22 protein-coding genes and 1 pseudogene are annotated in these 26,678 nt (G+C 72.2%); 12 read left to right on the plus strand and 11 right to left on the minus strand.

Translation table 11 applies throughout. The features are described from left to right. The first annotated feature begins 77 nt into the window (after positions 1-77). Entirely contained in the window at positions 78-1,526 is a 1,449-nt protein-coding gene (locus RI138_RS30550) for a dihydrolipoyl dehydrogenase family protein (RefSeq protein ID WP_311122495.1), read from the plus strand. Between the two features lie 179 nt (positions 1,527-1,705). On the opposite strand, the gene RI138_RS30555 is transcribed toward RI138_RS30550, so the two are convergent. Further along, positions 1,706-3,238: an alanine/glycine:cation symporter family protein gene (locus tag RI138_RS30555; RefSeq protein WP_311122496.1), complete on the minus strand. Its 1,533-nt coding sequence runs from the start codon at positions 3,236-3,238 to the stop codon at positions 1,706-1,708. Between the two features lie 1,023 nt (positions 3,239-4,261). Beyond that, complete coding sequence (gene ddaH / locus RI138_RS30560; RefSeq protein ID WP_398864399.1) at positions 4,262-5,161, minus strand: dimethylargininase; 900 nt, start codon at positions 5,159-5,161, stop codon at positions 4,262-4,264. Between the two features lie 162 nt (positions 5,162-5,323). Here ddaH and RI138_RS30565 point away from each other — a divergent pair, with 162 nt between their 5' ends. Continuing rightward, positions 5,324-6,892 (plus strand): amidohydrolase, encoded by a 1,569-nt coding sequence (locus tag RI138_RS30565; RefSeq protein ID WP_311122498.1) that lies wholly within the window; start codon positions 5,324-5,326, stop codon positions 6,890-6,892. A 278-nt stretch (positions 6,893-7,170) separates the two neighbouring features. Further along, a complete protein-coding gene (locus RI138_RS30570; protein WP_311122499.1) occupies positions 7,171-8,445 on the plus strand; it encodes an MraY family glycosyltransferase in 1,275 nt (424 codons plus the stop codon). A 16-nt stretch (positions 8,446-8,461) separates the two neighbouring features. On the opposite strand, the gene RI138_RS30575 is transcribed toward RI138_RS30570, so the two are convergent. After that, on the minus strand, positions 8,462-9,361 hold the full coding sequence (locus tag RI138_RS30575; protein ID WP_311122500.1) for a glycosyltransferase family 2 protein: 900 nt from the start codon (positions 9,359-9,361) through the stop codon (positions 8,462-8,464). A gap of 55 nt (positions 9,362-9,416) precedes the next feature. Here RI138_RS30575 and RI138_RS30580 point away from each other — a divergent pair, with 55 nt between their 5' ends. From RI138_RS30580 to RI138_RS30590, 3 genes are all read left to right on the plus strand, one after another. Next, positions 9,417-11,630 (plus strand): PI-PLC domain-containing protein, encoded by a 2,214-nt coding sequence (locus RI138_RS30580; protein ID WP_311122501.1) that lies wholly within the window; start codon positions 9,417-9,419, stop codon positions 11,628-11,630. A gap of 113 nt (positions 11,631-11,743) precedes the next feature. Beyond that, the gene (locus RI138_RS30585) at positions 11,744-12,724 is read left to right on the plus strand and encodes a metallophosphoesterase family protein (RefSeq protein ID WP_311122502.1); all 981 of its coding nucleotides are present in this window, start codon (positions 11,744-11,746) and stop codon (positions 12,722-12,724) included. Continuing rightward, a complete protein-coding gene (locus RI138_RS30590) occupies positions 12,721-13,434 on the plus strand; it encodes a 4'-phosphopantetheinyl transferase family protein (protein ID WP_311122503.1) in 714 nt (237 codons plus the stop codon). The genes RI138_RS30585 and RI138_RS30590 overlap by 4 nt, the downstream gene beginning before the upstream one ends. A gap of 3 nt (positions 13,435-13,437) precedes the next feature. On the opposite strand, the gene RI138_RS30595 is transcribed toward RI138_RS30590, so the two are convergent. Beyond that, positions 13,438-14,046, minus strand: coding sequence for a histidine phosphatase family protein (locus RI138_RS30595; protein WP_311122504.1), 609 nt, complete (start codon positions 14,044-14,046; stop codon positions 13,438-13,440). Positions 14,047-14,311: 265 nt separating this feature from the next. Here RI138_RS30595 and RI138_RS30600 point away from each other — a divergent pair, with 265 nt between their 5' ends. Further along, positions 14,312-14,527, plus strand: a complete 216-nt coding sequence (locus RI138_RS30600; protein ID WP_096630174.1) for a CbtB domain-containing protein — start codon at positions 14,312-14,314, stop codon at positions 14,525-14,527. A 95-nt stretch (positions 14,528-14,622) separates the two neighbouring features. After that, complete coding sequence (locus RI138_RS30605) at positions 14,623-15,399, plus strand: CbtA family protein (protein ID WP_311122505.1); 777 nt, start codon at positions 14,623-14,625, stop codon at positions 15,397-15,399. A 485-nt stretch (positions 15,400-15,884) separates the two neighbouring features. Here RI138_RS30605 and RI138_RS30610 read toward each other — a convergent pair whose 3' ends face one another. Further along, positions 15,885-16,244, minus strand: coding sequence for a tetratricopeptide repeat protein (locus RI138_RS30610; RefSeq protein WP_096630178.1), 360 nt, complete (start codon positions 16,242-16,244; stop codon positions 15,885-15,887). 147 nt (positions 16,245-16,391) lie between these two features. Here RI138_RS30610 and RI138_RS30615 point away from each other — a divergent pair, with 147 nt between their 5' ends. After that, a complete protein-coding gene (locus RI138_RS30615) occupies positions 16,392-17,357 on the plus strand; it encodes a pirin family protein (protein WP_311122506.1) in 966 nt (321 codons plus the stop codon). A gap of 307 nt (positions 17,358-17,664) precedes the next feature. Here the strand turns inward: RI138_RS30615 and RI138_RS30620 are convergent, their stop codons facing one another. The 4 genes from RI138_RS30620 to RI138_RS32460 are packed head-to-tail and all read right to left on the minus strand — an operon-like array spanning position 17,665 to position 20,043. Further along, positions 17,665-19,206, minus strand: coding sequence for an MFS transporter (locus RI138_RS30620; protein ID WP_311122507.1), 1,542 nt, complete (start codon positions 19,204-19,206; stop codon positions 17,665-17,667). Further along, entirely contained in the window at positions 19,206-19,370 is a 165-nt protein-coding gene (locus RI138_RS30625) for a hypothetical protein (RefSeq protein ID WP_311122508.1), read from the minus strand. The genes RI138_RS30620 and RI138_RS30625 overlap by 1 nt, the downstream gene beginning before the upstream one ends. After that, the gene (locus tag RI138_RS30630; RefSeq protein ID WP_311122509.1) at positions 19,360-19,749 is read right to left on the minus strand and encodes a 3-deoxy-7-phosphoheptulonate synthase; all 390 of its coding nucleotides are present in this window, start codon (positions 19,747-19,749) and stop codon (positions 19,360-19,362) included. Before RI138_RS30630 ends, RI138_RS30625 begins: the two co-directional genes overlap by 11 nt. Positions 19,750-19,761: 12 nt before the next feature. Further along, positions 19,762-20,043 carry a 3-deoxy-7-phosphoheptulonate synthase gene (locus RI138_RS32460; protein ID WP_398864068.1) on the minus strand — a complete coding sequence of 94 codons (282 nt, stop codon included), beginning with the start codon at positions 20,041-20,043 and terminating at the stop codon, positions 19,762-19,764. A gap of 559 nt (positions 20,044-20,602) precedes the next feature. Between RI138_RS32460 and RI138_RS30635 the strand changes: the two genes are divergently transcribed. The 3 genes and pseudogenes from RI138_RS30635 (at position 20,603) to RI138_RS30645 (ending at position 23,410) form a co-directional block, all read left to right on the plus strand. Then, on the plus strand, positions 20,603-22,216 hold the full coding sequence (locus RI138_RS30635) for an adenosine deaminase family protein (protein WP_311122510.1): 1,614 nt from the start codon (positions 20,603-20,605) through the stop codon (positions 22,214-22,216). 110 nt (positions 22,217-22,326) lie between these two features. Beyond that, positions 22,327-22,539 (plus strand): annotated as a pseudogene (locus RI138_RS30640) (hypothetical protein); the annotation flags it as partial. A gap of 205 nt (positions 22,540-22,744) precedes the next feature. After that, a complete protein-coding gene (locus tag RI138_RS30645; RefSeq protein WP_311122512.1) occupies positions 22,745-23,410 on the plus strand; it encodes a TOPRIM nucleotidyl transferase/hydrolase domain-containing protein in 666 nt (221 codons plus the stop codon). Between the two features lie 141 nt (positions 23,411-23,551). On the opposite strand, the gene RI138_RS30650 is transcribed toward RI138_RS30645, so the two are convergent. Continuing rightward, on the minus strand, positions 23,552-25,699 hold the full coding sequence (locus tag RI138_RS30650) for an iron ABC transporter permease (RefSeq protein WP_311122513.1): 2,148 nt from the start codon (positions 25,697-25,699) through the stop codon (positions 23,552-23,554). A 2-nt stretch (positions 25,700-25,701) separates the two neighbouring features. Next, positions 25,702-26,676, minus strand: a complete 975-nt coding sequence (locus tag RI138_RS30655; protein WP_311122514.1) for an iron-siderophore ABC transporter substrate-binding protein — start codon at positions 26,674-26,676, stop codon at positions 25,702-25,704. Between the last annotated feature and the right edge of the window lie 2 nt (positions 26,677-26,678).

Genomic DNA, 26,678 nt, shown 5'->3' on the forward strand with positions numbered 1-26,678 from the left:
GGCACAACGGTGACTGCGCTTGCGCTATTCCGCCTGCCCATGTGGCCGGGGCGCACACCCGCGACGACACTGTTTCCATGACTGACGCAGGGAAGATCCCCGAGTACTCCCCGTACGACGTAGTGGTCGTCGGTGCCGGTCCGGTGGGGGAGAACGTGGCCGACCGGGCCCGCGCCGCCGGACTCTCCACGGCGGTGGTGGAGTCCGAGCTCATCGGAGGCGAGTGCTCCTACTGGGCCTGCATGCCGAGCAAGGCGCTGCTGCGCCCCGTCGTGGCCCGCGCCGACGCCCGCCGTGTCCCCGGACTGAGCGCGGCCGTGCAGGGCCCCCTGGACGTGCGGGCGGTCCTCGCCCACCGGGACGACGAGGCGAGCCACTGGAAGGACGACGGCCAGCTCGCCTGGCTGGAGGACATCGGAGCGGACGTCTTCCGCGGTACGGGACGGCTCACCGGCCCCCGTGAGGTCTCCGTCACCACCGCCGACGGCACCGGGCACCGGCTCACCGCCCGGCACGCCGTCGCCGTCTGCACCGGCACCCGGGCCGTCGTCCCCGACCTCCCCGGCGTCGCCGACGCCCGCCCGTGGACCAGCCGCGAGGCCACCAGCGCCAAGGAGGCACCCGGGCGGCTCGTGATCGTCGGCGGGGGAGTCGTGGGCGTGGAGATGGCGACCGTCTGGCAGGCGCTGGGCTCCGAGGTGACGCTGCTGATCCGGGGCAAGGGCCTGCTCCCGAAGATGGAGCCCTTCGCGGGCGAGCTGGTGGCCGAGGCGCTGACGGAGGCCGGTGCCACGATCCGTACCGGCGTCTCCGTCACCGCCGTGCACCGCCCCGCACCGGACGGCCCCGTCACCGTGGAGCTGGACGACGGCGGTCGGGTCGAGGCCGACGAGATCCTCTTCGCCACCGGCCGGGCCCCGCGCACGGACGACCTGGGCCTGGAGACGATCGGCCTGGAACCCGGCTCCTGGCTCACCGTGGACGACAGCTGCCGCGTCGAGGGCACGGACTGGCTGTACGCGGTCGGGGACGTCAACCACCGTGCCCTGCTCACCCACCAGGGCAAGTACCAGGCCCGCATCGCGGGCGCCGCGATCGCCGCCCGAGCCCAGCGGGTCCCCCTCCTCGAAACCGACCGCTGGGGCGCCCACGCGGCCACCGCGGACCATGCCGCCGTCCCCCAGGTCGTCTTCACCGATCCCGAGGCCGCATCCGTGGGCCTCACCCTCGCCGAGGCCGAACGCACCGGCCACCGCGTCCGCGCCGTCGACCACGACCTCGCCGCCGTGGCGGGCTCCGGCCTCTACGCCGACGGCTACCGGGGCCGCGCCCGGATGATCGTGGACCTGGACCGCGAGATCCTGCTCGGCGTCACCTTCGTCGGCCCTGGCATCGGGGAACTCCTGCACTCGGCGACGGTCGCGGTCGCGGGTGAGGTCCCCGTCGACCGCCTGTGGCACGCGGTTCCCGCGTACCCGACGATCAGTGAGGTGTGGCTGCGGCTGCTGGAGGCGTATCGGGGCTGAGGGCCTGCCGCCTGCCGGGCCCGGCGTCGTACGACGCGTACCTAAGGCACCGACATCACCCGCGCCCGTCTCGCGTACGGTACGGCGGGACCTCGGCGCACCCGACGGAGAGGGCCCCGGCGTTCACGCCGGGGCCCTCTCCGTGTGCGGGCACCGTGACCGGTGCGCCGGAGTCCTTGTCAGACGTTCACCTTCGTCGGCTCCTCGGCATCGTCCCCGCCCGTTCCGCCGGTGTTCCGGGTGCGGACGTACTCAAGGAACTTGTCGAGTTCGCGCTTGACGACGGGGGCGAGCAGGTACAGGCCGACGATGTTGATGACGGCGAGGGTGAAGAGCACCGCGTCGGCGAGGTCGATGAGGGTCTGCAGGGTGAGCAGGGACCCGGCGACGGCGAACAGGGTGTAGAGGATCTTGTAGATGGTCTCGCTGGTGCGGCTGCGGCCGAAGAGGTACGTCCAGGACTTGAGGCCGTAGTAGCCCCAGGTGAGGACCGTGGAGATCGCGAAGAGGATCACTGCGACGGTCAGGACGTACGGGAACCAGGGCAGCACGGTGGCGAAGGCGTCCGAGGTGATCGTCACGCCGCCGATGGACTCTCCGTCGCGGGCCTCGCCCCAGCTGGCGGGGTTGGCGATGACGATGGTCAGCGCGGTCATGGTGCAGATGACGACCGTGTCGATGAACGGCTCCAGCAGGGCGACCAGGCCCTCACTGGCGGGGTGCTTGGTCTTGACCGCGGAGTGGGCGATCGGCGCGGAGCCGAGACCGGCCTCGTTGGAGAACGCGGCCCGCTTGAACCCGATGATCAGTGCGCCGAGCACACCGCCCGCGACGCCCTCGGGGTTGAACGCGCCCTCGATGATCGTGCTGACCGCGGAGGGCACCGCGGTGACGTTCACGAGGATGACGACGAGGCAGGCGGCGATGTAGATGCCGGCCATCGCGGGGATGAGCCGGCTGGTGACCTGGGCGATGGAGCGGATGCCGCCGAGCAGGACGATGCCGACGAGGGCGGCGATGAGGATGCCGAAGAAGAGCGCCCCGCCGGAGGAGCCCATCGCGCCGCTCTCGCCGCCGGTGACGGAGACGAGCTGCGCGTAGGACTGGTTGACCTGGAAGAGGTTGCCGCCGAAGAGCCCGAAGAACAGGATCATGATCGAGGCGAGGACGGCGAGGGCCTTGCCGAGGGTCTTGCCGTTGTTGCCGAAGCGCTCGGCCAGCCCCTTGGGCAGGTAGTACATCGGCCCGCCGGAGACGGTGCCGTCGGCGTGGACCTCGCGGTACTTCACGCCGAGGGTGACCTCGACGAACTTGGTGGCCATACCGAGGAGACCGCAGAGGATCATCCAGAACGTGGCTCCGGCGCCGCCGATGGAGACGGCGACGGCCACACCGGCGATGTTGCCGAGGCCGACCGTGCCGGAGACCGCGGCGGTCAGCGCCTGGAAGTGGTTGACCTCGCCCGCCGAGTCCTTGTCGTCGTACTTGCCGCGCACCACGTCGACCGCGAGGCGGAACTTGCGTACCTGGACGAACCCGAACCAGCCGGTGAAGACCAGACCCGCCACCACCAGCCAGGTGACGATGAGCGGCACCTCCGCCCCGGCGATGGTCACGGAGTAGAAGACGATCCCGCCCAGCCAGTCGGCTATGGGCTCGAAGAACCCGCTGACGGATTCGTCGATGTTCTGGGTGATGGAGTCGAGTGTCACGTGGGCTACCTCGATGACGCAGGGCCGGCAGAGGGTTCTGTGCCGGTGGGTGTGCGGTGGGGGGATGCACGAACGTCGTTGTCCGGTGGGGGTGCGAGAAGCCGCGTGGGTACGCGGACCGCGGTCGCTCCGGTCGTGGTCCGGCTGGCTACCGGTCGTTCACAGCGGCGGCTGTTCCGCCTGCGGAGTGGGGAATTTTTACCACGCCCCTTACGGAACGTTTAGTGACATGAGTCACATAGCTGACAATCTCCCGCTCCGCCTTGGGGCGGGTGACCGGATCGTTATCCGCCATCGGAAGTCTGTTTATCGGACACCTATCGGACGCCTCTCATTTGAGTGGCGAGGTGTCACTCAGGGTCACGCTTGGCTCGCCTCGCGACGACGGCCGGTCCCATAGCGCCCTGCCCGCTCGGACTGGCCGACGAGCCGGGCCCCGGAAGGCGAGGTGCTCGGCCCGCTCGTGCCCGACTCCGTGGGTCGCGGCGCATGGAGTCGGCGGCGGGCCGTGGTGCGGTCGCCCGGCGACATGGCTGCGCGGGGCATCAGCCGGTCGGCCCGTCGTGTCCCGCGGGCGGGACGGGTCCTGTGGCCGGGCGGCGACGCGTGCCGGGGCGGCTTCTTCTCAAGGGCATGGTGAAACCTCTGAAGTCCTCACGGAGCAGGAGAAGGCGGTTGCCCTCTCCTATGCCGACCAGGCTTCCCGGCACACCAGCGCCCCGAGGCGCGTGCGCACATCGTAGTGGCGACTCTCCGGTAGCACACGGGGCCGGACGTGACCGTGTCCGCCGCGCGGGACTGCGGCGATGCCGGGCTCGTGGCCCGCGGATGCCCGGCTCCGAGACGGAGCGTGCCCGGCGTGCTCACGTTGGCCCGTCGGGCCCGGTTCGGATCCGGCATCCTCGATGATCCAGGGCCTCCGCCGGTCCTCGCTGTGACAGTGGCGGGCCTCTGCCCGGAGCGGGTGAGGGGGCCGGCCGACCGTCACGGGCAGGGGCCGTGGTGCGGACCGGTGGACCCGGATCAGTGGGCCCGGCGGAGCTCCAGCGTGCAGCACTTCACGCTGCCGCCCGCCTTGAGGAGCTCCGAGAGGTCCACGCCGATCGGGTTGAAGCCCCGGTCGCGGAGCTGGTCGGCCAGACCGGTCGCGTTCTGCGGGAGCACCACGTTGTGGCCGTCCGATGTCGCGTTCAGCCCGAACGCCGCGGCGTCGGCGGCGGAGGCGCGGACCGCGTCCGGGAACAGGCGCTCCAGCACGGCCCGGCTGCCGGGGGAGAAGGCGCCCGGGTGGTAGGCGACCGTGTTCTCGTCGAGCGCCGTCAGGGCGGTGTCCAGGTGGTAGTAGTCGGGGTCGACGAGCTGCAGTCCGATCACCGGACGTCCGAAGAACTCCTGCGCCTCGTCGTGGGAGCGCGGGTCGCTGCGGAAGCCGGTGCCCGCCAACAGCCAGTCCCCGACGGGGAGATAGTCGCCCTCCCCCTCGTTGGTGAAGGCGGCCGTGCGCAGCTCCGGAAAGCCGTTGTCGCGCAGCCAGTCGTGGTAGGCCGGGCCTTCCGCTCTACGTTCGGCGTCACGGAACCGGGCCACGAGAGCCCGGCCCGCGATGACGGTCGCGCCGTTGGCGGCGAAGACCATGTCGGGAAGGCCGGGGACGGGGTCGATCGTGTCGACGGTGTGCCCGAGGTTCAGGTAGACCTCGCGCAGCCGCTCCCACTGGGCGATGGCCAGTGGGGTGTCGACGGGCTTCGTCGGGTCCATCCAGGGGTTGATGGAGTAGACCACGTCGAAGTGGGTGGGCCGGCACATGAGGTAGTGCCGGGCGCGTGCGGTACGCATGGGTGGGTCCCGATCGTCAGGGGCGGTCGGTGAGGCAGCCGCCCATCGAGGTGAAGTGCTCGGTCCAGGAGGGCTTGGGCGATCAATCGGCGCCTCAGTAAAGCAAGGCTTACCTAACAACACAACGGCCGTTAATGGCCACGGCTGTTGACACCGAGGGGCGGGCCGCTGTCCACTCCATCCCGTCGGCAGATGGGGGAGTCGGGGGTGCGGATCGCCGTCCCCGGACCCGCGAGGGACGGACCGGTCATGCTCTGTACGAGGCTGACGAACGCTCACATCCTCACGATGGACCCGGGTCACCCGGTCGCCCACGACCTCGGCATCTGGCGGGGGCGGATCGTCGGCGTGGACGAGGCGGTGACCTCCCTGCCCGCCCGCGAGATCCTCGACCTCGGAGGCGCCACCGTGCTGCCCGGCTTCATCGACAGCCATGTCCACCTGGCCTGGGCCGGGTTGAAGGCCGGGACGCCGAGCGTCGCACCGTGCGAGCGGGTCGAGGACATCCTCGCCGTGGTGGACGCGGCCGCCCGGCGGCCGGCCCCGTCCGGCGCCTGGGTGGAGCTCGCCGGGTACGACCAGCGGGCGCTGGGCCGCCACCTCACCGCCGCCGAACTGGACCGGGTCAGCCACGGTCGCAAGGTCTTCCTGATGCACGACTCCGGGCACGCCTGTGTGGTCAACACCGCCGTGCTGGAGCTGCTGCCGGCCGAGATCCCGCACGAGCAGGGTTTCCTCGCCGAGAGCGCCATGACCGCCGCCCGCAGGCTGCGGCTGCCCTACTCGCAGGAGGAGCTGGCCGACGCGATCGAACTGGCCGCCCGCGGCTGTCTCGACGAGGGCGTCACGGCCTGCGCCGAGGCGGGTATCGGCGGCGGACTCCTCGGCCACAGCCCCGTCGAACTCGGCGCCTACCAACTGCTGCGGGACCGGGGCCGCCTGCCCCTGCGGGTCCAGCTCATGGCCTCCGGCGACACTCTGCGGCCGCGCGCCGCGCACGCCGACGACGGCTTCATCCGGGCCCTGGACCTCGGCCTGCGCACCGGGTTCGGTGACGACTGGCTGTCGCTGGGCGCGCTCAAGATCTACACCGACGGCGGGATGATGGCGCGTACGGCCGCGCTGACCTCCCCGTACGAGGGTACGACCGGCGACACCGGCCGGTTCCAGGACGACCCCGAGCGCCTCGCCGCCCTCATCGTCGACGGGCACCTGGCCGGATGGCAGCTCGCCGTCCACGCCATCGGTGACCGCGCCGCCGACCTGGCCCTGGACGCTCTGGCGCGGGCCCAGAAACTGCGGCCCCGGCCGGACGCCCGCCACCGTATCGAGCACGCGGGGCTGATCCGGCCCGACCAGCTGCCCCGCTTCGCAGCCCTCGGCGTGAGCGCCGTGATCCAGCCCAACTTCCTGCGCTCCTTCGGTGACGACTACGCGACGGTGATGGGGGAGGAGCGGTCCGGCTGGATGTACCGGGGCCGGGGCTTCCTGGATCACGGGGTCGCCCTGGTCGGCAGCTCCGACCGGCCCGTCACCGACGGCTCACCGCTGCGGGCGATCCAGTTCATGGTCGAACGCACCTCCGCCTCGGGCCGTCCCATCGGCCCCGGCGAGGCCGTCACCGTCGACGAGGCGCTGCGCGCCTACACGGTCGCCGGAGCCCGTGCCTGCCACTGGGAGCGCACGGCGGGCGCTCTGACCCCCGGCAGCCGCGCCGACCTGGTGGTCCTGGGCGACGACCCGCGCCGGGTGGACCCCTCGCGGATCGGGGCCATCGAGATCCTGAGGACCTTCGTGGGCGGGGTGCAGGCCTCCTGAGGCTGCCCCCCCGACCGGCCCGTGGTGCAACCACCGGGCGGCTTCAACTCCTCCCGCAGCAAAACCACTTGATGCTGACGGCGCACTGCCCCCTGCCTGCGGTCGCCGGTGCGGCGGAAGCCGAGGCGGCGCGGTGGAGGGGTGGTGGAGGGGCGGCGCCAGAACAATGCGCGCCCCTTTTCGTGTTATTTGGGATGTATGGGGACATTGGCCCGTAGGTTGGGGAGAAACGCCACCCGAGTGGCGTCCCGTGTCCCCGACGAGGAAAGGCAGGGCAGGTGAACGTGCTGGGGATCATCGCCTCCGGTGTGGCCGCGCTGTTCATCACGGTCGTACTCGCCAAGGGCGCCCGCCGCGCGGCGCTCCGGCCCCCCGTCCCGTACGAACCCGGCGGGCGGGCCCCACGGACCCGGTGCCGGGCCATGGGCGGTGCGACGGTCGTCCTCGGTGTCGGTACGGCGGCCGGCGGGGCCCTGTGGCTCGGTGCGGTGGACGGCTCCGCGGACCCGGTGGCGGGGATGCTCGCCGGGGCCGCGATCGTGGCCGCTCTCGGGCTGGTCCACGACCTCAAGCCGCTGCGGGCCGCCCTCCGCCTCGCCGTTCAGTGGGCGGCCGCGGTCCTCGTCGTCTGCCTCGCGGATCTGTCACCGGCGGCGGGCGCCCTGGCCGTGCTCTGGATCGTGCTCGTCACCAACGCCTTCGCCCTGCTGGACCACTCCGACGGGGCCCTGCCCGCTGTCGGCATCGTCACCGCCTCCGGGCTGCTCGCCTGCGCGGCCCTCGACGGCGGTACCGGACCGGCCCTCCTCCCGGCCGCCCTCGCCGCGGGCCTCATCGGCTTCCTGCCCCACAGCTGGCGCCCCGCTCGCCTCCACCTGGGTGGGTGCGGCGCGCAGTTCACCGGATTCGTCCTGGCGTCCTCCGGTGCGCTGATCCAGGCGGCCGCCCCGTCCGGGCGCGCCGCGTGGGCCGCGCTGCCGGTGCTGGCGACGGTGGCCCTCGCCGACGCCGCCCTCGTCGTGACCTCCCGTCGCCGCGCCGGGCGTTCCCCGCTGCGGGACGCGGACGACCACATCGCGCACCGACTGCGCCGGGTCCGCGTCACCGTGCCGGGGGCGGCGATCCTCCTGGCCCTCTGGGCGGGCGTGTCGGTGGCGGCCGGAACGCTGGTGTACGCGCAGGTGCTGCACCCCGCCCTCCTCCTCGTACCGTCGGCCGGGACCGTGGCCGCCGTGCTCGCCCTGCTGAGGATTCCGGCGTACGCCGCCCGGCCCCGCCCCGCCGCCCGGCGCACCCCGACGGGACGCACCAAGGGCGCCACGCCCACGGCCCCCACGCCGAGCTGCACCCGGCTCGCGCCTGCCGCGTCGGCCGCCCCGTCCGGGCCCGGGGCCCCCGCCCTCGCGAGGCCCACGGCGGTCACCCCCGCACCCGCCCCCGCGAAACCCGAGCCGATCATCTCCGCCCCCGCCTTCACCGCCGCGGGTCACCCCACCGTGCCTCCGCCCCCCGCCGGCCGTTCCGCCGCTCCCCTCGCCGCCGAGCGGAGCTGAGCCCGTACGGTCCGTCTCACCCCCGCCACCGTCCGAGGGTGGCTCGGGCCGCGGTCCGTGCGTACGGGGAGAGCATCAGCAGTGGCGCCCACGGCCAGGTGTGGCGCAGGCAGTAGACGCACCACTGACGGGGCGGCAGTTCCCGTACGGACGTCACCCGGCGCAGCGCCTCCCGGACGCCGATGCCCGGTTCCCGCGAGCCGGGAGCGTCCGGGCCGTCCGCGCACGCGCCCGCGTGGCCGGGGGCGACGAACGCGTGCACCCCGGCCCGCCGGGCGCGGCACCCGTGGTCGTAGTCGCCCATCCGGTGGCGGAAGACCTTGTCGGGGTCCCCGACCAGGTCGTACACGGCACGGGACAGCAGCACGACCCGCCCGTCGTAGGTGTCGCAGCGCTCGGGCCGGTGCTCGCCGGGCTCGACGAGCGCCAGGGACCTGCCCCGCCGCCCGGAGTACACGGTGTCTCCGTACGCGTTGCGGACCGCGCCCACGACGACCGCGTCGGGTCCGACCGCCTCCGCCGTTCCCAGCAGGGTCGCGAGCGCGTCCGGGTGCAGTTCGACGCCGTCGTCGAGCCACAGCTGATGCGTCCATGTGTGGCTCGGCCCGCCGGGCGCGCCGAGCGGGCCCCCGCCTCCGCCCCCGCTCCGGCTGTTGCGGCTCGCGATGCGCAGCGCCTGGCTGCGGAGGACGCCCGGGCCCACCGTCATGACCTCCACGGCCGGATACCGCAGCCGTACCGCCTCCGGCGTGCCGTCGGTGCTGCCGGTGTCGACCAGGTGCACGCCGAGCGTCGTCCCGGCGGGGAGCCCGCGCTGCTCCTCCAGGGCGCGCAGCGCGGACAGCGTCCTCGTACGGTGGTCGTGACTCGTCATCAGCACGGCCAGGTGAACGGAGCGCGCAGGGGACTCCTCCATGGAACGAATCCCATCACCCATGCATGGAATGGGATATTCCGCCTAGGCTGATGGAGTGAGCGCCGAACCGATCACGAACCCGCTCCGGCCCGGGCAGGGGCCCGCCCCGCTCCGGTCCGGCCCTCTCGTTCCGGTGGTCGCCTTCCTGCTCGCCGCGCTGTGCGTGACGACCGTCGCCCTGACCGCCACCGTTCGCGGCACCGCCGCCTCGCCCGGCTTCTACCAGGCCGTACTTGACGAGGAGTCGGCGTACGACCGGCTCTACAGCGAGGTGCTCGTCGACCCGGAACTCTCGCCCCTCACCCGTGATCTGCTGGCCCGCCTGCCCGTGCCCGAGGCGCTGGTGACGTCCAACATCAAGGTCGTGCTTCCGCCCGACACCGTGCGGGCGCTGACCGACCAGCAGATCCACGCGGTCACCGGCTATCTGCGCGGCGAGGACGACGAACTGCGGCTGCGGGTGGACATCACCCCGGTGCTGGAGAACCTCGGCGACCTCGCCCGTATCTACTTCGGCGACCTGGTGGCCAGCCTCCAGGGACGCGACCAGCCGGACTTCGATCGCTTCACCGCCGACCTCAACTCCGCGCTCGACGAGCTGAAGGAGGGCCGGGCGCCCGCCCTGCCCGCCCTGCCGCTCACCGACGAGCAGGCCGACCGGGCCGCCGACGCCCTGCTGGCGGCCGCCCCGGGGCAGGAGCGGGCCGCCCTGCGCCCCGAGGTCGAGGTGGCCCTGGCGGAAGGGGACGTGGCCACCGCCCTGGCGGCCACCGTCGCGGCCGTCCTCTCCGACAGCTCACGGAACGCCGCGGCCGGCCTCCGCACCACGCTCCAGGGCGGTACGTGGGACCTCACCGGCACCCTGACCGCCGCCGGGAACGACCTCACGGCCCTGGAGCAGACGCGCGACGGGATACGGTTCCTGCCCCTGCTCCAGATCCTCGCCGCCACCCTGGCCCTGGCCGCTCTCGCGACGCTCTGGTCCACCGGTCCCGCCGCCCCGGCCCGACGGGTGATGCGGCTGGGCCAGGCGCTCGCCTGCGGAGGCGCCCTGACCGCCGCGACCGTCCTCCTGGCCCGCCTCATCACCGGAGGACGGTTCTTCACCACGCCGTCCTCCTGGGCCCCGAGCGTCACCGGCCTCGTCGACGACCTCCAGCGCACCGCCGTGGACCAGGTGGTGGCCACCGGTCTCGGCGCCGCCCTCGTGGCCCTCGTCGGCGGCGTGCTCCTCACCGGCGCGGGCGGGGCGCTCCTGGTGCACCCGGGCCGACTGCTGCCCCCGACCCCGGCCGTGCTGCGCGGTACGGCGGCGGGCGTGGCCTGCGCCGCACTGGCCGGAGTCCTGATCGTGCCGCCCGTGTTCGGCCCGTCCGCGCCCCGCCGCTGCCAGGGCAGCAGCCGTCTGTGCGAGCTGCGCTACGACGAGGTCGCCCACCTCACCTCCCACAACGCCATGTCCACGACGGCCGACCGGTTCATCGGTCCCCTCCAGGACCCCGACATCACCACCCAGCTCAGCACCGGTGTCCGGGCCCTCCAACTGGACACCTACCGCTGGGAGAGCCCGCAGGACATCACGGCACGGCTCGACACCCCCGAGTTCACCCCCGAACAGCGGCGGCTGATCTCCGGCGCCGTCGACCGGGCCAACCCGCCGCGCGAGGGCCTCTGGCTCTGCCACAGCGTCTGCCGCGCCGGAGCCGTCGAACTGGTCCCGGCCCTGACCGACATCGGGGACTGGCTCCGCGCGCACCCCGCCGAGATCGTGACGCTGATCATCCAGGACGACATCAGCGCCGAGGACACCGAGAGGGCGTTCCGCGCGGCAGGCCTCGACGACCTCCTGCACACCCCCGCCGAGAACCCGGACGAACCGTGGCCCACGCTGGCGGAGATGATCGACAGCGGCCGACGGCTGGTGGTCTTCGCCGAGAAGGCCGACGGACCGGCACCCTGGTACCGCAACTTCTACCGGTACGGAATGGAGACCCCGTTCGCCTTCCGCAGCCCCTCCGACATGACGTGCGAGCCGAACCGCGGCGGCACCGGCAAACGGCTCTTCCTGCTCAACCACTTCATCACCGACGGGGGCGGCAGCCGCCTGGACGCCGGGCAGGTCAACACCCGCGAATGGGTCCTGGAGCGGGCTCGCGCCTGCGAGGCGGAACGCGGCCGTCCGGTGACCTTCATCGCGGTCGACTACACGACGATCGGCGACGCCCTCGGAGCGGTGAACGAACTCAACTCCCGCCGCGCGCAGAAGTGACGGGCCGCAACCCCGGGGGAAGTGTCGGACCGGCGTGAGAGGCTACGTTCCCAGCGGCGCCGTACCGTGCGGACGGGGCCGGACGACTGCCGACAGATCGGGAACCAGCGCCCATGACTGCTCCGAGCGAACCCGCACCGCACGGTGCTCCCGCCGCCGTTCCGTCCCCCGGTGAGGGGCCCCGACCGCCGGGCGCGGGCCGCCTGCTGGCCGTGAGCGATCTGCACGCGGCGGTCACCGACAACCGGCCCATCGTGGAGTCCCTGCACCCCACATCCGACGCGGACTGGCTGATCGTCGCGGGCGATGTGGCCGAGCGCCCCGAGGACATCCGGTGGGCGCTCGAACTCCTCGCGGAGCGCTTCGCCCACGTCATCTGGACCCCTGGCAACCACGAGCTGTGGACGCTCGACAAGGACCCGGTCCAACTGCGCGGCGAGGCCCGCTACACCTACCTCGTCGAGCTGTGCCGGAGCCTCGGAGTGACCACCCCCGAGGACCCCTTCCCGCTCTGGCCGGGCCCCGAAGGACCGGTGGCTGTGGCGCCGCTCTTCCTCCTGTACGACTACACCTTCCGCGCCCCGGGCACGCACACGAAGGAGGAGTCGCTGGCCGTCGCCCACGAGGCCGGGATCGTCTGCAACGACGAATACCTCCTCCACCCGGACCCCTACCCCGCCCGCGACGACTGGTGCCGCGACCGGGTGGCCCTGACCGAGCGCCGACTCGCGGAGCACGACCCCGAGATACCCCTCGTCCTCGCCGGACACTGGCCGCTCGTCAGGGAACCCACGTCGGTGATGTGGTATCCGGAGTTCGCCCAGTGGTGCGGCACCGAACTCACCGCCGACTGGCACCGCCGCTTCAACGTCACGGCCGTCGTCTACGGCCACCTCCACATCCCCCGTACGACCTGGTACGACGGGGTGCGCTTCGAGGAGGTCTCCATCGGCTATCCCCGGGAGTGGCGCGACCGGGGCCACCCGCGCGGACTGCTGCGCCAGATCCTCCCGTACGAGGGCGAGCCCGCCCCCACCGTCACGACCGGCGCCGAACAGTCCGCCCGGCACCACACCCCCGGAGGCTCCTCGTGATCGAGCGGCTGTTGCCCTCCGACGTCTCCTGCGCCGCCACCCGCGCGGAGACCGTCCCGGACGGAACCCTCTTCCCCGAGGAGGAGGCGCTGGTCGTCAAGGGCGTCGCCAAGCGCAGGAACGACTTCGCGACGGCGCGTGCCTGCGCCCGCCGCGCCATGGCCGGGCTCGGCCTGCCCCCGGCCCCCGTGCTCCACGGCCACCGGGGGAGGCCACTGTGGCCCGAGGGCATCGTCGGAAGCCTCACCCACTGCGGCGGCTACCGAGCGGCCGCGCTGGCGCGGGCAACGGACGTGCTGTCGCTGGGCATCGACGCGGAGCCGCACGCCCCGCTCCCCGTCGACGTACGGGAGTTGGTGGCCCTGCCCGCCGAACGCGAGCGGATCGGCCCTCCCGCACCGGAAGGCACGGACGCCATCCACTGGGACCGCGTTCTGTTCAGCGCCAAGGAGAGCGTCTTCAAGGTCTGGTATCCGGTCACCCGACTCGAACTCGACTTCACGGAAGCCGATCTGGTGTTTCGTCAGGCAGAGGGAGGGGTGGACGGCGGCACGAAGGACGGGGTGGCCGAGGGCTCCTTCGCCGCCCGGTTGCTGCGGACCGACCCGGCCCTGCCGACGGTGCTGGAGGGGCGCTGGCGCATCGAGGAGGGCATCGCCGTCACGGCGGTGCTGGTGCGGCCCGACTGGGCGGAGAACGACGGCCGATGACGGTCAGTCAACGAACGGGCCGGGGGTGGCGGAGGTAAGGGGGCGCCCCAGCCGTACGTTCCAGCGGCCCGACCGCCCGGCGAGTTCGGTCAGCGAGAGCGGGGCGACGTCCAGTCGCCAGAACGCCTCCAGGGGCAGCCGCAGACCGTGGACGACCGCCGCCCGGACCACCGAGGGCTCGACGACCGCGAGGACGCCCCCGCCGCTCCCGCCGCCCGGACCCTGGAGGGTGTCCAGGTACCCCCCGGTCCGCCCCACCAGGTCCCGCAGCGATTCGCCTCCGTGCGGGGCCGCCGAAGGGTCGCTGAGCCAGGCCGCCACCTCCGCCGGTTCGGCCGCTCCCACCTCGTCGAGCCGACGGCCGGTCCAGCGCCCCAGGTCCCAGCCCGCCAGGGCCGGTTCGGTCACGACGGCCGCCAGCCCGAGCGCGGCGGCGGTCCCGAGGCACCGCGTGGACGGGCCGCTCAGGTGGGTCCCGGCCTCCGGCACCGCACCGGCCGCCGCCTCCGCGAGCTCCCGCCCGGACCGGTCCAGCGGGGCGTCGCCGTCGAAGCGGGCCTCCCTCAGGGCCGCGTTCATCGCCGGTGAGGCCAACATCACCCGTATCGTCATGCCCCTGTCCTCACTCCTTCAACACGGGCCCCAGGGCCCTGTTCCGCCAAGGTATCCGCGCTCCGCGGCCCCGCAGATTGCACCATGGCGGTGCCTGCGTACAGGCGGTATGGTCTCGTCGACCATGACGACGGTGTGACGGAAGTCCGGTGAGAATCCGGCACGGTCGCGCCACTGTGTACCCGCACTCCTGCGGGAAGTCAGACCCAGCACCTTCGTCCGGGGCACCACTACAGGGACGCGTGTTCCCACAGGAGGTTCTGCCATGGCACAGTCCGCCGCTCCCGCCGCGGGGGCATCGGCGATCACCCCGATCTCGGCGAAGGCCATAGCCCCATGGGCGGTCTTCTTCGGCATCCTCATGCTCGTCCTGCTCTACTTCGTCGGCGCCGAACAGGGCGCCACCGCGCTCATCTCGGGCCAGGGCGTCCACGAGTGGGTCCACGACGGCCGTCACCTGCTCGGTTTCCCCTGCCACTGAGGCACCTGAGGCACCTGAGGCACCTGAGGCACCTGAGGCACCCAGGAATTCAGCGGACACGGGAAGCAAGAGAACCGAGAAATCAGGGATACATCGTGAACTCCATATCTGTCAGGGCTCTGCTCGTGCGCGGCATGCTCGCGGGCCTGATCGCGGGCGCACTCGCGCTCGCCGTCGCCTACTTCCTCGGTGAGTCCCAGGTGGACGCCGCCATCGCCCTCGAAGAGGCCCACAGCCACGCCGGCCACGGCGGGGGCGAGGAGGAGGAGTTGGTCAGCCGCACCATGCAGGCCACCGGCGGACTCGCCACGGCCCTGCTGGTCTTCGGCGTCGCGGCGGGCGGGATCGCCGCCGTCGTGGTCTCGTACGCGCTGGGCCGTATCGGCAACTTCGGCCCGCGGGCCACGGCCGCACTGATCGCCGGAGCGGCCCTGCTCACCGTCTACATCGTGCCGTTCCTGAAGTACCCGGCGAACCCGCCGGCCGTCGGCAACCCCGACACCATCGGGCAGCGCACCACTCTGTTCTTTCTGATGGTCGCCCTCAGCGTGCTGCTGGCCGTCGCCGCCGTCATCGTCGGCAAGCGGCTCGCACCCGGCCTGGGCAACTGGAACGCGACCATCGCGGCGGCCGCCGGTTTCGTCGTCGTGATCGGCATCGCCCATGCCTTCCTGCCCTCGTTCGACGAGGTCGGCAAGGACTTCCCGGCCAGCCTGCTGTGGAAGTTCCGGCTCTCGACGCTCGCCGTCCAGGTCACGTTCTGGAGTGGCTTCGGCCTGATCTTCGGCTACCTCACGGAGCGCCTCCTGACGCCCGCCGCGGGAGCGGGGCGTCAGGAGGCCGAAGAAGGAGCCGTAGTCGGGGCGTCCTGATCGCGGAGGCCGTCCTCCATGCGCCGCGCAGTGTTCTCGACGATCCTCGCGAGGCTCTCCTGTACGTCCACGTCTCGCTCCTCACTTCCGTGCGGAGCGTACGCGGACACCGAGAGCAGTCGGTCTCCGTTCCGAGCGTGAAGCCCTCGGCGGGTGGGGCGCCCATGAGCAGGTCACACGGTTCGGCGGTCCAGCTGTGGACGCCCGGCGGCCGGGCGACCGAAACGTCCGCCTCCCCGCTGCCGCCGTCCCCGCCCCCGGAGCACGGTGGCGGCCACAGGCATCAGTGCGAGCAGCGCGCCCCCGCGCGCGGCCCGCGCCTGGCGTACCCAGGCATGCGCCCTGCCCGATGCGGCACTCCTGGATTCACGCATCCCCACCCCTTCGCCCCGGAGACCCCATTGTCCGATGCCCGTACCGGCGGGTAAAGGAGAGCGGGCCCGCACCGGGGAGGCGCGGGCCCGGCCCGCTGTACGGTCGGCGGATCAGGGGCGGTCGGCCCCCGGGCCGAAGTCACCGGCGAACGCGGCGGCCATCCGTAGATGCGGCGCCGCGTCGGACGGCCGCCCCTGCCGCTCCAGCGTCCGGCCCAGCATGAGCCGCGCGTAGCCCTCCACCGGGTCCAGTTCCAGGACGGCCCGCAGTTCCTGTTCGGCCTTGCCCAGCCGTGCGGAGTGGTAGTAGGAGCGGGCCAGCAGCAGCCGCGGAGCGACCTGCTCAGGCGCCTCCTCGACGAGTCCGCCCAGGATCCGGGCGGCCGTCAGGTATTCCTTGGCCTCGAAGAACAGCTGCGCCCGGTCCCACCGCTCGGCGGCCGTGCCGAATTCGTAGTAGGTCTCGTCCATCTGTCCTCCTCCGTGTGGTGCGGGCCCCCGGGGAGCCGCCCCGCCGTCCGTTCAGCGATGACAACACCGCAGAGTGGTTGAACATTCCACTAAAATTCTGGCGTGGGACCCGGCACTCCGCGCGCCCACGGGAATAGGTTGAGCGCCATGAGCAATCTCGATCGCCAGGCCACTCCCTCCGTCTGCGGAGGGCGCGGCTTCGTCGTCGCCGAGCCGGTCCGCGAACTCCTCACCCCCCGCCGCGTCCAGCTCGGTGAGTCCACCGAGGTCCGCCGCCTGCTCCCCAACCTCGGCAGGCGCATGGTCGGCGCCTGGGCCTTCGTCGACCACTACGGCCCCGACGACATCGCCGACGAACCCGGGATGCAGGTTCCGCCGCACCCCCACATGGGGCTCCAGACCGTGAGCTGGCTCCACGACGGAGAGGTCCTGCACCGGGACAGCCTGGGCAGCCTGCAGACGGTACGCCCCCGGGAACTGGGTCTGATGACCTCCGGCCGGGCCATCAGCCACTCCGAGGAGAGCCCGAAGCGGCACGCCAGGTTTCTGCACGGTGCCCAGCTCTGGGTCGCCCTCCCCGACGCCCACCGTGACGTCGAGCCCCACTTCCAGCACCACACGGACCTGCCCGCCGTCACCGCCCCCGGCCTCACCGCCACCGTCATCCTCGGCGAACTCGACGGAGCGGCCTCGCCCGGCACCGCCTACACCCCCATCGTCGGCGCCGACGTCTCCCTGACCGGGGGAGCGGAAGCCCGCCTGCCGCTGGACCCCGACTTCGAGTACGCGGTCCTGTCGATGTCCGGCGAGGCCGAGGTCGACGGTGTCCCCGTGCTGCCCGGCTCGATGCTCTACCTCGGCTGCGGCCGCACCGAACTGCCCCTCCGCGCCGTCTCCGACGCGAGCCTGATGCTGCTCGGCGGCGAGCCCTTCGAGGAGGAGATCGTGATGTTCTGGAACTTCATCGGCCGCTCCCACGAGGAGATCGCCCGGGCCCGCGAGGACTGGATGAGCGGATCGCGGTTCGGCGAGGTCAAGGGCTACGACGGTCCTCCGCTTTCGGCCCCCGAACTGCCTGCGACGCCACTGAAGGCGCGGGGGAGGATGCGCTGAGCTGGGATTGCCGCCCGAACTGACATCAGGCCGACAGGCGTGGCGAAAGATCCGTTCCTGGTCGACTCGTCGCTGCTCGCTTGGTCCTTGGGGTGGGCTGCGGGCCTTGGGTGGGACTCCCCTGCAGAGCAGGGTGTGGTGACGTTCGGTGGAACGAATCCTGACCCAACGCCGACCTCACTGACCAGTGGTCAGTTCGTCTGGCGGCGGTCTGCGCCATGACGTCGCGCGAGGAGTGAGCCGGCCGAGGCTCCGGCACGAGCGGCGGCCGCGCGGGCCGGCCGGGTGCACCGGTCGGCCCGGTCGGTCAGGCGGGCCTGCGGGTCCGCAGTGCCCAGGCGGTCAGGGCGGCCGCGGCCACCAGGATCACCGCGGCGACCGCGCTGGTCGTGTGGACGCCGGTCAGGAACGCCGCGTGGGCGGCCGACAGCAGCGACTCGCCCTGCGCGGAACCCAGTTCGGCAGCGGCGCCCGCCGCTCCCGCCACGCCTTCGCTCGCGTCCGCCAGCGCGTCCGCCGGGACGCCCGGCGGGGTCCCCAGCGCCGAGCGGTAGGACGAGACGAGGACGCTGCCGAGGATCGCGATGCCGAGGGCGGCGCCCAGTTCGTACCCGGTCTCCGACACGGCCGAGGCCGCGCCCGCCCGGTCCTCGGGGGCGGCAGACAGCACGGCGTCGTTGGTGAGGCTCTGGGTGAGCCCCATCCCGAGACAGACCAGGGCGAACGCGATGATGACGTACGGGACCTGGGGTCCGGAGGCGAGCTGGGTGAACAGCACGAAGCCGATGGCCATCAGCACCAGGCCGAGCACCAGCACGGAGGTCACGCCCCACCAGCGGGCGAACGCCACCGCGATGAAACCGGCGGCGATCGCGCACGCCATGCCGGGCAGCAGTACGAGCCCTGCCTCCAGGGGCGAGATGCCCCGGACGATCTGGAGGTACTGGGTCAGGAAGAACAGGGCCGCGATCATCGCGAAGAGCGTGATCAGGTTGAGCAGCACCCCGACGGTGAACTTGGGGATGCCGAACAGGCGCACATCCAGCATCGGTGCCGTACGGACGAGCTGCCTGCGAGTGAACACCACCCCCAGGGCCACGCCGACCGCGACACAGAGCAGTGGCACCGGGGCGAGCCCTTCCACCGCCAGCTTCTTGATCCCGTAGACCATCGGGAACATGGCGGCGGCCAGGAGCGCGACACTGAGCGGGTCCAGTCGGCTCGGCTCCTCCGCCCGGGACTCCAGGATCAGCACCGGCGCGAGGATCACGATGAAGAGCGTCACCGGCACATTGATGAGGAAGAGCGAGCCCCACCAGAAGAATGCCAGCAGCGCACCGCCCAGCACCGGCCCCAGGGCCGAGCCCGCGGACAGCGCGGCGGCCCAGATCGCGATCGCGATCTTGCGCTGGTGATCGTCGCGGAACATGTTGCGGATGAGGGAGAGCGTGGACGGCATCAGGGTCGCTCCGGCGAGCCCCAGAAGCGCGCGGGCCGCGATCATGGCGGCGGCGCTCGGCGCGAACGCCGCCGCCAGTGAGGCGAGTCCGAAGGCGGCTGCCCCGGTCACCAGCAGCTTGCGCCGCCCGATCCGGTCCCCCAGCGACCCCATCGTGACCAACAACGCGGCCAGCACGAAAGAGTAGACGTCGACGATCCACAGCAACTGGACAGACGTCGGCTTCAGATCCTCCCCGAGGTGGGGCACGGCGAAGCTGAGAACCGTCATGTCCACGGAGATCAGGAGGACGGGGAGAATCAGGACAGCGAGTCCGGCCCACTGTCTGGCTCCGGCCCGGTGGGGGGCGGGCGGGGTGTGGGGGGCTTCGGTGTGGTAGTGAGTTCCCATTATTCTTTTCTGCTGGTGGAGTCGGCGGCCAGAAACATCTCTACTGCCATGACTGCTTGTTGAGCATTGAGGCGGGGATCGCAAGCGGATCGATAGTCGGGAAATTCTGGTGTGTCCTGTCCGGGCAATAGGTGTGTACATTCGGTGACCGGATCAGGTGTCATCTCCAGATGAAGTCCACCCGGCCATCCGCCGTTCTGGGACCACTTCGGTGAACTTCTTGTTCTCGCGGAGCATCACAGGAACGGATCGGCTCTTCGTCAGCAAGTCGAGCACATCCCATGGCATCGCTTCGGGCCCGAGCTTCACCCCTACCGGATTCCCGGCGGAGCGCACCGGCTCGACGTGGGCGCCGCCCGGCTCCCTGGTCCGCTCGCCGACCCGGCCGAAGTGGGTCGACGTCAAGGAGGGGCGTCGATGTCCCGCCGCGCCGCGGAGCCCGTTCGTACGGAAGGGGCAGAAGCTCGTGCGAGGCGAACACGGCCCGGTCGTGCGGCCCTTCGCGCCAGGTCTCCCGCAGGGTGTCGAGGACCAGCCGGGCACAGTTGTAGGCGGTCAGCATCCGCCGGGGGTCCGGGGTGCGCAGACGCCGGTCCGCCGCGAAGTTCTCACCGCGTCGCCCCGGAAGCTCTGTACACGTTCGCCGTGGGGCGCCTGTTCCCAGGGTGCGCGGCGTGCCACGGCGCCGAGGCGCACTCTGAGCATCGATATCTCGTCGAGGGCGGTCAGCGGGGGTAATTCCGCAATGTGCTGCTCAACTTCGTCCACGGCGTCCTGATCGGCCCAGGGCGGCTGCTGCAACGCGGGCAGGGCGGTGGAATGGGGCAGGCTGCTCATGAGGGCGATCGCTCCAGGTTATCCGGTCGCAGCGGGGCACACCGAACGCACGGATCAAGGCACGTTCGGAGACGTTCGGTCGCGCCTCGCGTCGGGGGTGCGATTTCCATTGCCGGGGCGATGGCCGTAAGGAGTTCCGGCCAAGCGGTCCACAAGCTACACACGCACGCTCGGACGAGTCCACCGCGATTCGGCGGGAGCCGTCGTCAATCAGCCACCCTGTTGACCTTCCGGACGGCTTATCCGTGAACCGAAATCGGGCCCGGCGAAGCGGACTTGCCCGTTCCTTTGCCTGAGTGAGGTGTGGTCCTACGCGGGCGGGCGGGCCATCGGGAGTCTGCGTCGGGTGCCGGGGGTGAACAGTGGCCGGATTTTTGGGTCAGCCCGACAGATCGGACATCGAAATAGACCGGCTGGTCGGTTGTCCGTTGGTAAGGGTGAACGCCTGGCCCGCTCGCCGTGGCGGCCGAGTGATCGTCGGGCACTCGATCGGGTGGACCCTGCCCGCCATCCATGCGATCCGGGCGGAAAGTGCGTTTACCGACGCGATCATTCGGCGGTGATCTCATCGATTCGGACGGCACACCGTCCCAAGTCCCTGGTCCCGGCCGGGATCGGCGCCCTCGCCTTACTCACGTTGCTTCCCGCGGTCCCGGCCGGCGCGGCACCCGCCCAGGACCCGTCCCCCACAGCCGTACGGGCCTCGCACCGCATCACGACACCGGCCGAACGCAGGACCGCGGCCCACCTCGACGCGCTGGGGGGCGACCCGGCACGGCTGCGGGCGTTCTTCGCCGCGCTGCCCAAGGGCGGCGACCTCCACAACCACCTCTCGGGCGCGGCCAGTACCGAGTTCCTGATCGAACTCGCCGGCGAGAAGGGCCTGTGCATCGACGCGACGGACACGGCCGTGCGTCCGCCCTGCGTACCGGACACCCGCCCGGCCGCCGACGCGCGCACGGACGCGGAGTTCCGGCAGCGGATCATCCGAGCCTGGTCCATGCAGGACTTCCCCGCCGACCAGTCGGGCCACGACCACTTCTTCGACACCTTCGGCAAGTTCGGCGAGGCGACCCGCGACCGCGGCAAGCTGCTCGCCAACGTGGCCAACTCCGTTGTGGAGCAGAACCAGTTCTACCTGGAAACCCTTGTCACCCCCGCGTCCGACGGCGTGCGGAAGCTCGCCGGGAAGGTGGGCTACGACGCCGACCTCGCCGCCTTCCACCGGAAGCTGGTCGCGGACGGCAAGCTCGAACGGGTCGTCGACGAGGCCGTCCGCGAGGCCGACGCCGCCGACGCCCGGTTCCGCGAGGCCGCGCACTGCGACAGCGGCCGCCCCGACCCCGGCTGCCGGCTGACCGTCCGGTGGATCTCCCAGGTCTCCCGCGGCGGTTCGTCCGAGCGCGTGTTCACCCAGATGGCCGTCGGCCTGCGGCTCGCCGAGCGCGACCCGAGGTTCGTCGCGGTCAACCTGGTCCAGCCCGAGGACGGCGAGAGCGCGCTGCGCAACTACAGCCTTCACATGCGGATGCTCCAGTACCTGCGCACCCGGTACCCGGACGTCCGCCTCACCCTGCACGCCGGCGAGCTGACCCCCGGCCTCGTCAAGCCGGAGGACCTCACCTTCCACATCCGGGAGGCCGTGCTCGTAGCGGGCGCCGAACGCATCGGCCACGGTGTGGACCTGGTCCACGAGGACGACTGGAAGCGGCTCGCCCGGACGATGGCCCGGCGCGGTGTCGCCGTCGAGGTCCCGTTCAGCAGCAACAAGCAGATCCTGGGCGTGGCGGGCGACGACCATCCGTTCAACGCCTACCGCAGCCACGGCGTCCCGGTGGTCCTGGCCACCGACGACCCCGGCGTCTCACGCATCGACATCAGCCACGAGTACCAGTACGCCCGTGAGACCTACGGCTTGAGCTACATCGAGCTGAAGGACCTGGCGCGGGCCTCGCTGGAGTACGCGTTCCTCGACGGCGGCAGCCTGTGGGCCGCCGGCTCCGCCCCCACCGGCTACCGCCCGGTGCGTGTCTGCGCCGGATCGCAGCCGGGCCTCGCCCCGCCCGCCCTGGCCTGCGCCCGCCATCTCGCGGACCACCCGAAGGCCGCGACCGAGTGGCGCCAGGAGGCGGCGTTCGCCGCATTCGAGCGCCGCCACGGCGGAACGCGCTGATCCCACGCGGCCGATGAGACGGCTGGGGGCGCGAACCGCAACTCCCCCCCTGGCCAGGCACTCCCCGGCACGACGCGCGGGGCCGCCCGGCCCACGGCCACGCTCCCAGCATGGGAGAGAGCGGAGAGGAAGGGCCGCCGGACCGCCCGCGGGCCGGGAAGCGCCTCGGCTACCCGGCGGCCGCCGCCGTCTTCGTCATCAGCATGGCGGGCACCACGCTCCCCACCCCGCTGTACGGCCTCCACCGGGAAGAGCTCGGCTGCTCCGAGCTGATGGTGACGGTCGTCCTCACCGTCCACGCCCTGGGCGTCATCGCCGCCCTGGCGTCTCCTATCCGGGCATCTCGCCGGTGGTGGGCGTCGGAGCCCTGACCCTCAGGATCGGGCTCAGGAACGCCGGACCGACCTTCGCGGGCCGTGTGCGGCGCTCGCCCCGGGCGTCGGCCTGTACCTGGCCCGGAGGGAGCCCGCACCTGACGGCCTCGAAAACCATTCCCGTACCAGCCGATCACGGTGCGAGACTGGGCCCGTGGACACAGCGACACGCTTCCGGCAGACGGTCATCGCCTGGGCGGCGGACGGCGAGGGGGCGCCGACCGGGCCCGCCGCCGCGACCGTACGGGAGTTGGCGGCCGACCTGGACCTGCGCACCGTGGTGCTCGTCGAAGGCGTCAGCGACCGGGCGGCGGTCGAAGCACTCGCCGAACGCCAGGGCCGCACCCTGGCCGCCGAGGGTGTCGTCGTCGTGCCGATGGGCGGCGCCACCAGCATCATCCGCTTCCTGCGCCCCCTCGGCCCGCAGGGGCTCGGCCTCCGGCTCGCCGGTCTGTGCGACGCGGCCGAGCAGCGCTTCTTCCTCCAGGGCCTGGAGCGCACCGGATTCGGCACCGGGCTCACCCCCGACGACCTGGCGGAGCTGGGCTTCTTCACCTGCCACGCCGACCTGGAGGACGAGCTGATCCGGGCGCTCGGCACCGGCGGCGTCCAGCAGGCCATCGACGACCAGGGCGACCTGCGCACCTTCCGGACCTTCCAACGGCAGCCCGCCCAGCGGGAGCGGCCCGTCGAGGCGCAGCTGCGGCGCTTCATGGGGACCATCGGCGGCCGCAAGGAGCACTACGCGAGAGCGCTGACCGGGGCCCTGGACCTGGAGCGCCTGCCACAACCGCTGGACGGACTCCTCACCCGCGTCTGAGGACTCCTCACCCGCGCCTGAGGACTCCTCACCCGCGTCCGAGGCGATCCCTCAGCGCGCGGTGAGGCGGGGCGGCGCACCACCGGCTCGGGCTGGAGCACCGCCCTCCAGTCCCCGTGCGCCGCCGGATCGCCCCGGCCCTCACCCCTCCCGCCGCGACCGCCACAGCAGCCAGATGAAGTACGGCGCGCCGATCACGGCGGTGAGCAGGCCGACCGGGATCTGGGCCGGGGCGATGATCGTCCGGCCGACCGTGTCGGACACGACCACCAGCAGCGCGCCGAGCAACGCGCTGACCGGGATGACCCGCACATGGCGTCGGCCCACCAGGGCCCGTGCCGCGTGCGGGGCGACGAGGCCGACGAATCCGATCACGCCGACCGCCGCAACGGCTCCCGCGGTCAGGACGACGGCGATGCTCAGCAGACCCAGCCGGGTGGCGCCGAGGCGGATGCCCAGCAGGCGGGGCGTCTCGCTGTCCAGGCCGATCAGGTCGAGTTCGCGGCGCATCACCGCCAGCAGGGGCAGTGCGGCGAGCAGCGTCACCAGCACCGGGACCAGCTCCGGGAACGTCCGCCCGTAGGTCGAACCGCCCAGCCAGGCCAGTGCCTTCGTCGCGTTGTACGGGTCGGTGAGCACGATCAGCAGGCTCACGAACGCGGCCGCGCCCGACTGGACGCCGATACCGATCAGCACCAGCCGGTTCTGCTCAAGACCATGGCGTGCGGCGAGACCGAACACCAGCGCGGCGGCGGCCGCCGCACCGACCAGCGCGGAGCCGCCGATCAGCCAGAAGCTCGCCAGCGGTACGACGGTGAGCACGGTGACGGCCCCCACCCCCGCCCCGCTGACGACACCCAGGACCCCCGGCTCGGCGAGCGGATTGCGCGACACCGCCTGGACGACGGCTCCCGCGACCGCCAGCGCCGCACCTGCCAGCAGGGCGGCGGCGACGCGTGGCACCCGGGTGTCGAGGACGTACGTGACGAACTGTCCCGACCGTCCGGCCAGCCAGTTGGCCACATCGCCCAGGAGCAGCGTGGCGTCGCCGAACAGGGTCGCCGTCACCACCGCGCCCAGCAGCCCCACGACCGTCACCACGAGCGTGAGGACGAACGCCCGTCGGCTGCGCAGCCGGGCGAACGCCGTCGAGCCGGCGTCCGTGCCCATGTCCTGCGACCGGTGGGCCAGGTAGACCAGGGCGAGCGCGCCGAGGCAGGTCGTGACGATGCCGGTCGGCACCTCGGCCCCCGCCTGCGCGCCGAACACCGCGCGCAGTGCCACGTCCGCCCCGAGCACCACGACGACTCCTGCGAACGCCGAGGCCGGGATGAACACGTGATGCCGGACCAGGGCCGGGACCCGGGTGCTCAGCAGCCGGACCGCGGCCGGAGCGCACAGGCCGACGAAGCCGATGGGCCCCGCCACCGTCACGGCCACCGCCGACAGCAGCACGGCGAGGATCACGGCGATGCTCCGGGTGAGCCGGGGACTGACCCCGACCACGGCCGCCCCGTCGTCGCCGAGCGCGAGGATGTCCAGCCGACGGCCCAGCAGCAGAAGCCCGACGAAGGCCACCAGGGCGACCGGCGTGAGCCGGTCGATGGACTGCATACCGATCTGCGCCAGCGAACCGTTGCCCCAGGCGAACAGCCCGGTCGTCTGCTGGGAACGCAGAAGCAGCAGCATCCCGCTCAGCCCGGTGAGGGCGAGCGTGAGCGCCGAACCCGCCAGAACCAGGCGGATGGGACCGGCCCCCGCCCGGGACAGGCCGAGGACGACGCCCGCCGCCAGCAGCCCGCCGAGGAAGGCGGTGCCACCGGCCGGGAGCGCGGGCAGCGTGATGCCGAACGCGGCGACGGCGACGACCGCGAGGTACGCGCCCGCGTTCACGGCCAGCGTGTCGGGGGAGGCGAGCATGTTGCGCGACACGGACTGGAGGGCGGCGCCCGCCGCGCCGAGCGTGCAGCCGACGAGGAGCCCCGCCGCGAGCCGGGGCAGGCGGGAGTCCAGGACCACGGCGGCCGTCTGCTCGTCGGCGGTCCGGTCGGCGGCCGAGCCGGTGGCCAACTGCCAGAGCGTGTGCAGGTCGACGGCGGCCGTGCCCTGGCCCAGGTGCACGACCGCGAGGGCGCCGAGCACGAGGAGCGCGGTGAGCGCGAGGAGGAACATCCGGCCACGGCGGGCAGGGGAGCCGGTCGCGGCCGGGGACGGTGCCCCGGCCGGAGCGGCCGCGCCCGCCCCGGTCTGCACGGGGGCGGGCGGGGCGGGTGTGGTGCGGGTGCTCATGGTCAGGCGGTCAGCGCGCCGACGAGTGCGTCGACGTACTCGCGCATGGACGCCGTGCCGCCGAACATCCAGATGCCGTCGGGCAGTCGGTGCACCTCGTCGTTCTTGACGAACGGCAGGGACTTCCACACCGCGTTGTCCTTGAGGCCGTCGGCGAACGGGTCGCCGTTGTCGGCGTCGTTGGCGATGTACGTGAACCGCGCGTCGCCGATCTTCGTGAGGCCCTCGACGTCCGTGGCCGCCAGGCCGTAGGCCTTGTCGCCCTTCAGCTTCCACGGGTCGGCCAGGCCGAGTTCGGTGTTGAGGTCGGAGAGCAGCGAGCCCTTGACGTACGGGCGCACGGAGACCTGGTTGCCCTCCTGCCAGCCGTCGGCGAAGGCGACCTCCTTGCCGTCGAGCCCGGCCGCCGCGAGCTTCTTCTTCCCGTCCGCCACCGCCTTGCGGAACGAGTCGATCTCGGACTTCGCCTTCTCCTCGGTGCCGGTGGCCTCGGCGATGAGGTTGACGTTGTCGATCATCTGGTCGATCTGGCGGCTCGCGTCGGCCGAGCGCACCACGACGACCGGTGCGGCCTTGGACAGCTGCGCGACGGCGGAGTCGGACAGGTCCGTCGTCGCGACGATGAGGTCGGGCTTGAGACCGGCCACGGTGGCGACGCTGGGCTCGCCCCGGGTGCCTATGTCCTTGACGTCGCCCTTGAGCGGGGCCGCCTTGTCGTACGCGGTGTAGCCCTTGACGTCGGCCACGCCGACCGGCTGGACGCCCAGCGTGACGAGCGTCTCGACGACGTTCCACTCGGTGCCGACGACGCGCTTGGCCGGTCCGTCGAGCGTGACCTTCTTGCCGCGCGAGTCGGTGACCGTCACCGCGGTGTCCTTGGCGGATTCCTGCTTCGGCGCCTCGGTGGTGCCGCAGGCGGTGAGGGTGAGCGAGGCCGTGGCGGCGAGGACGGGCCACGTCATGTACTGGTTCTTCATGG

Source organism: Streptomyces durocortorensis (assembly GCF_031760065.1).
GTDB lineage: Bacteria > Actinomycetota > Actinomycetes > Streptomycetales > Streptomycetaceae > Streptomyces.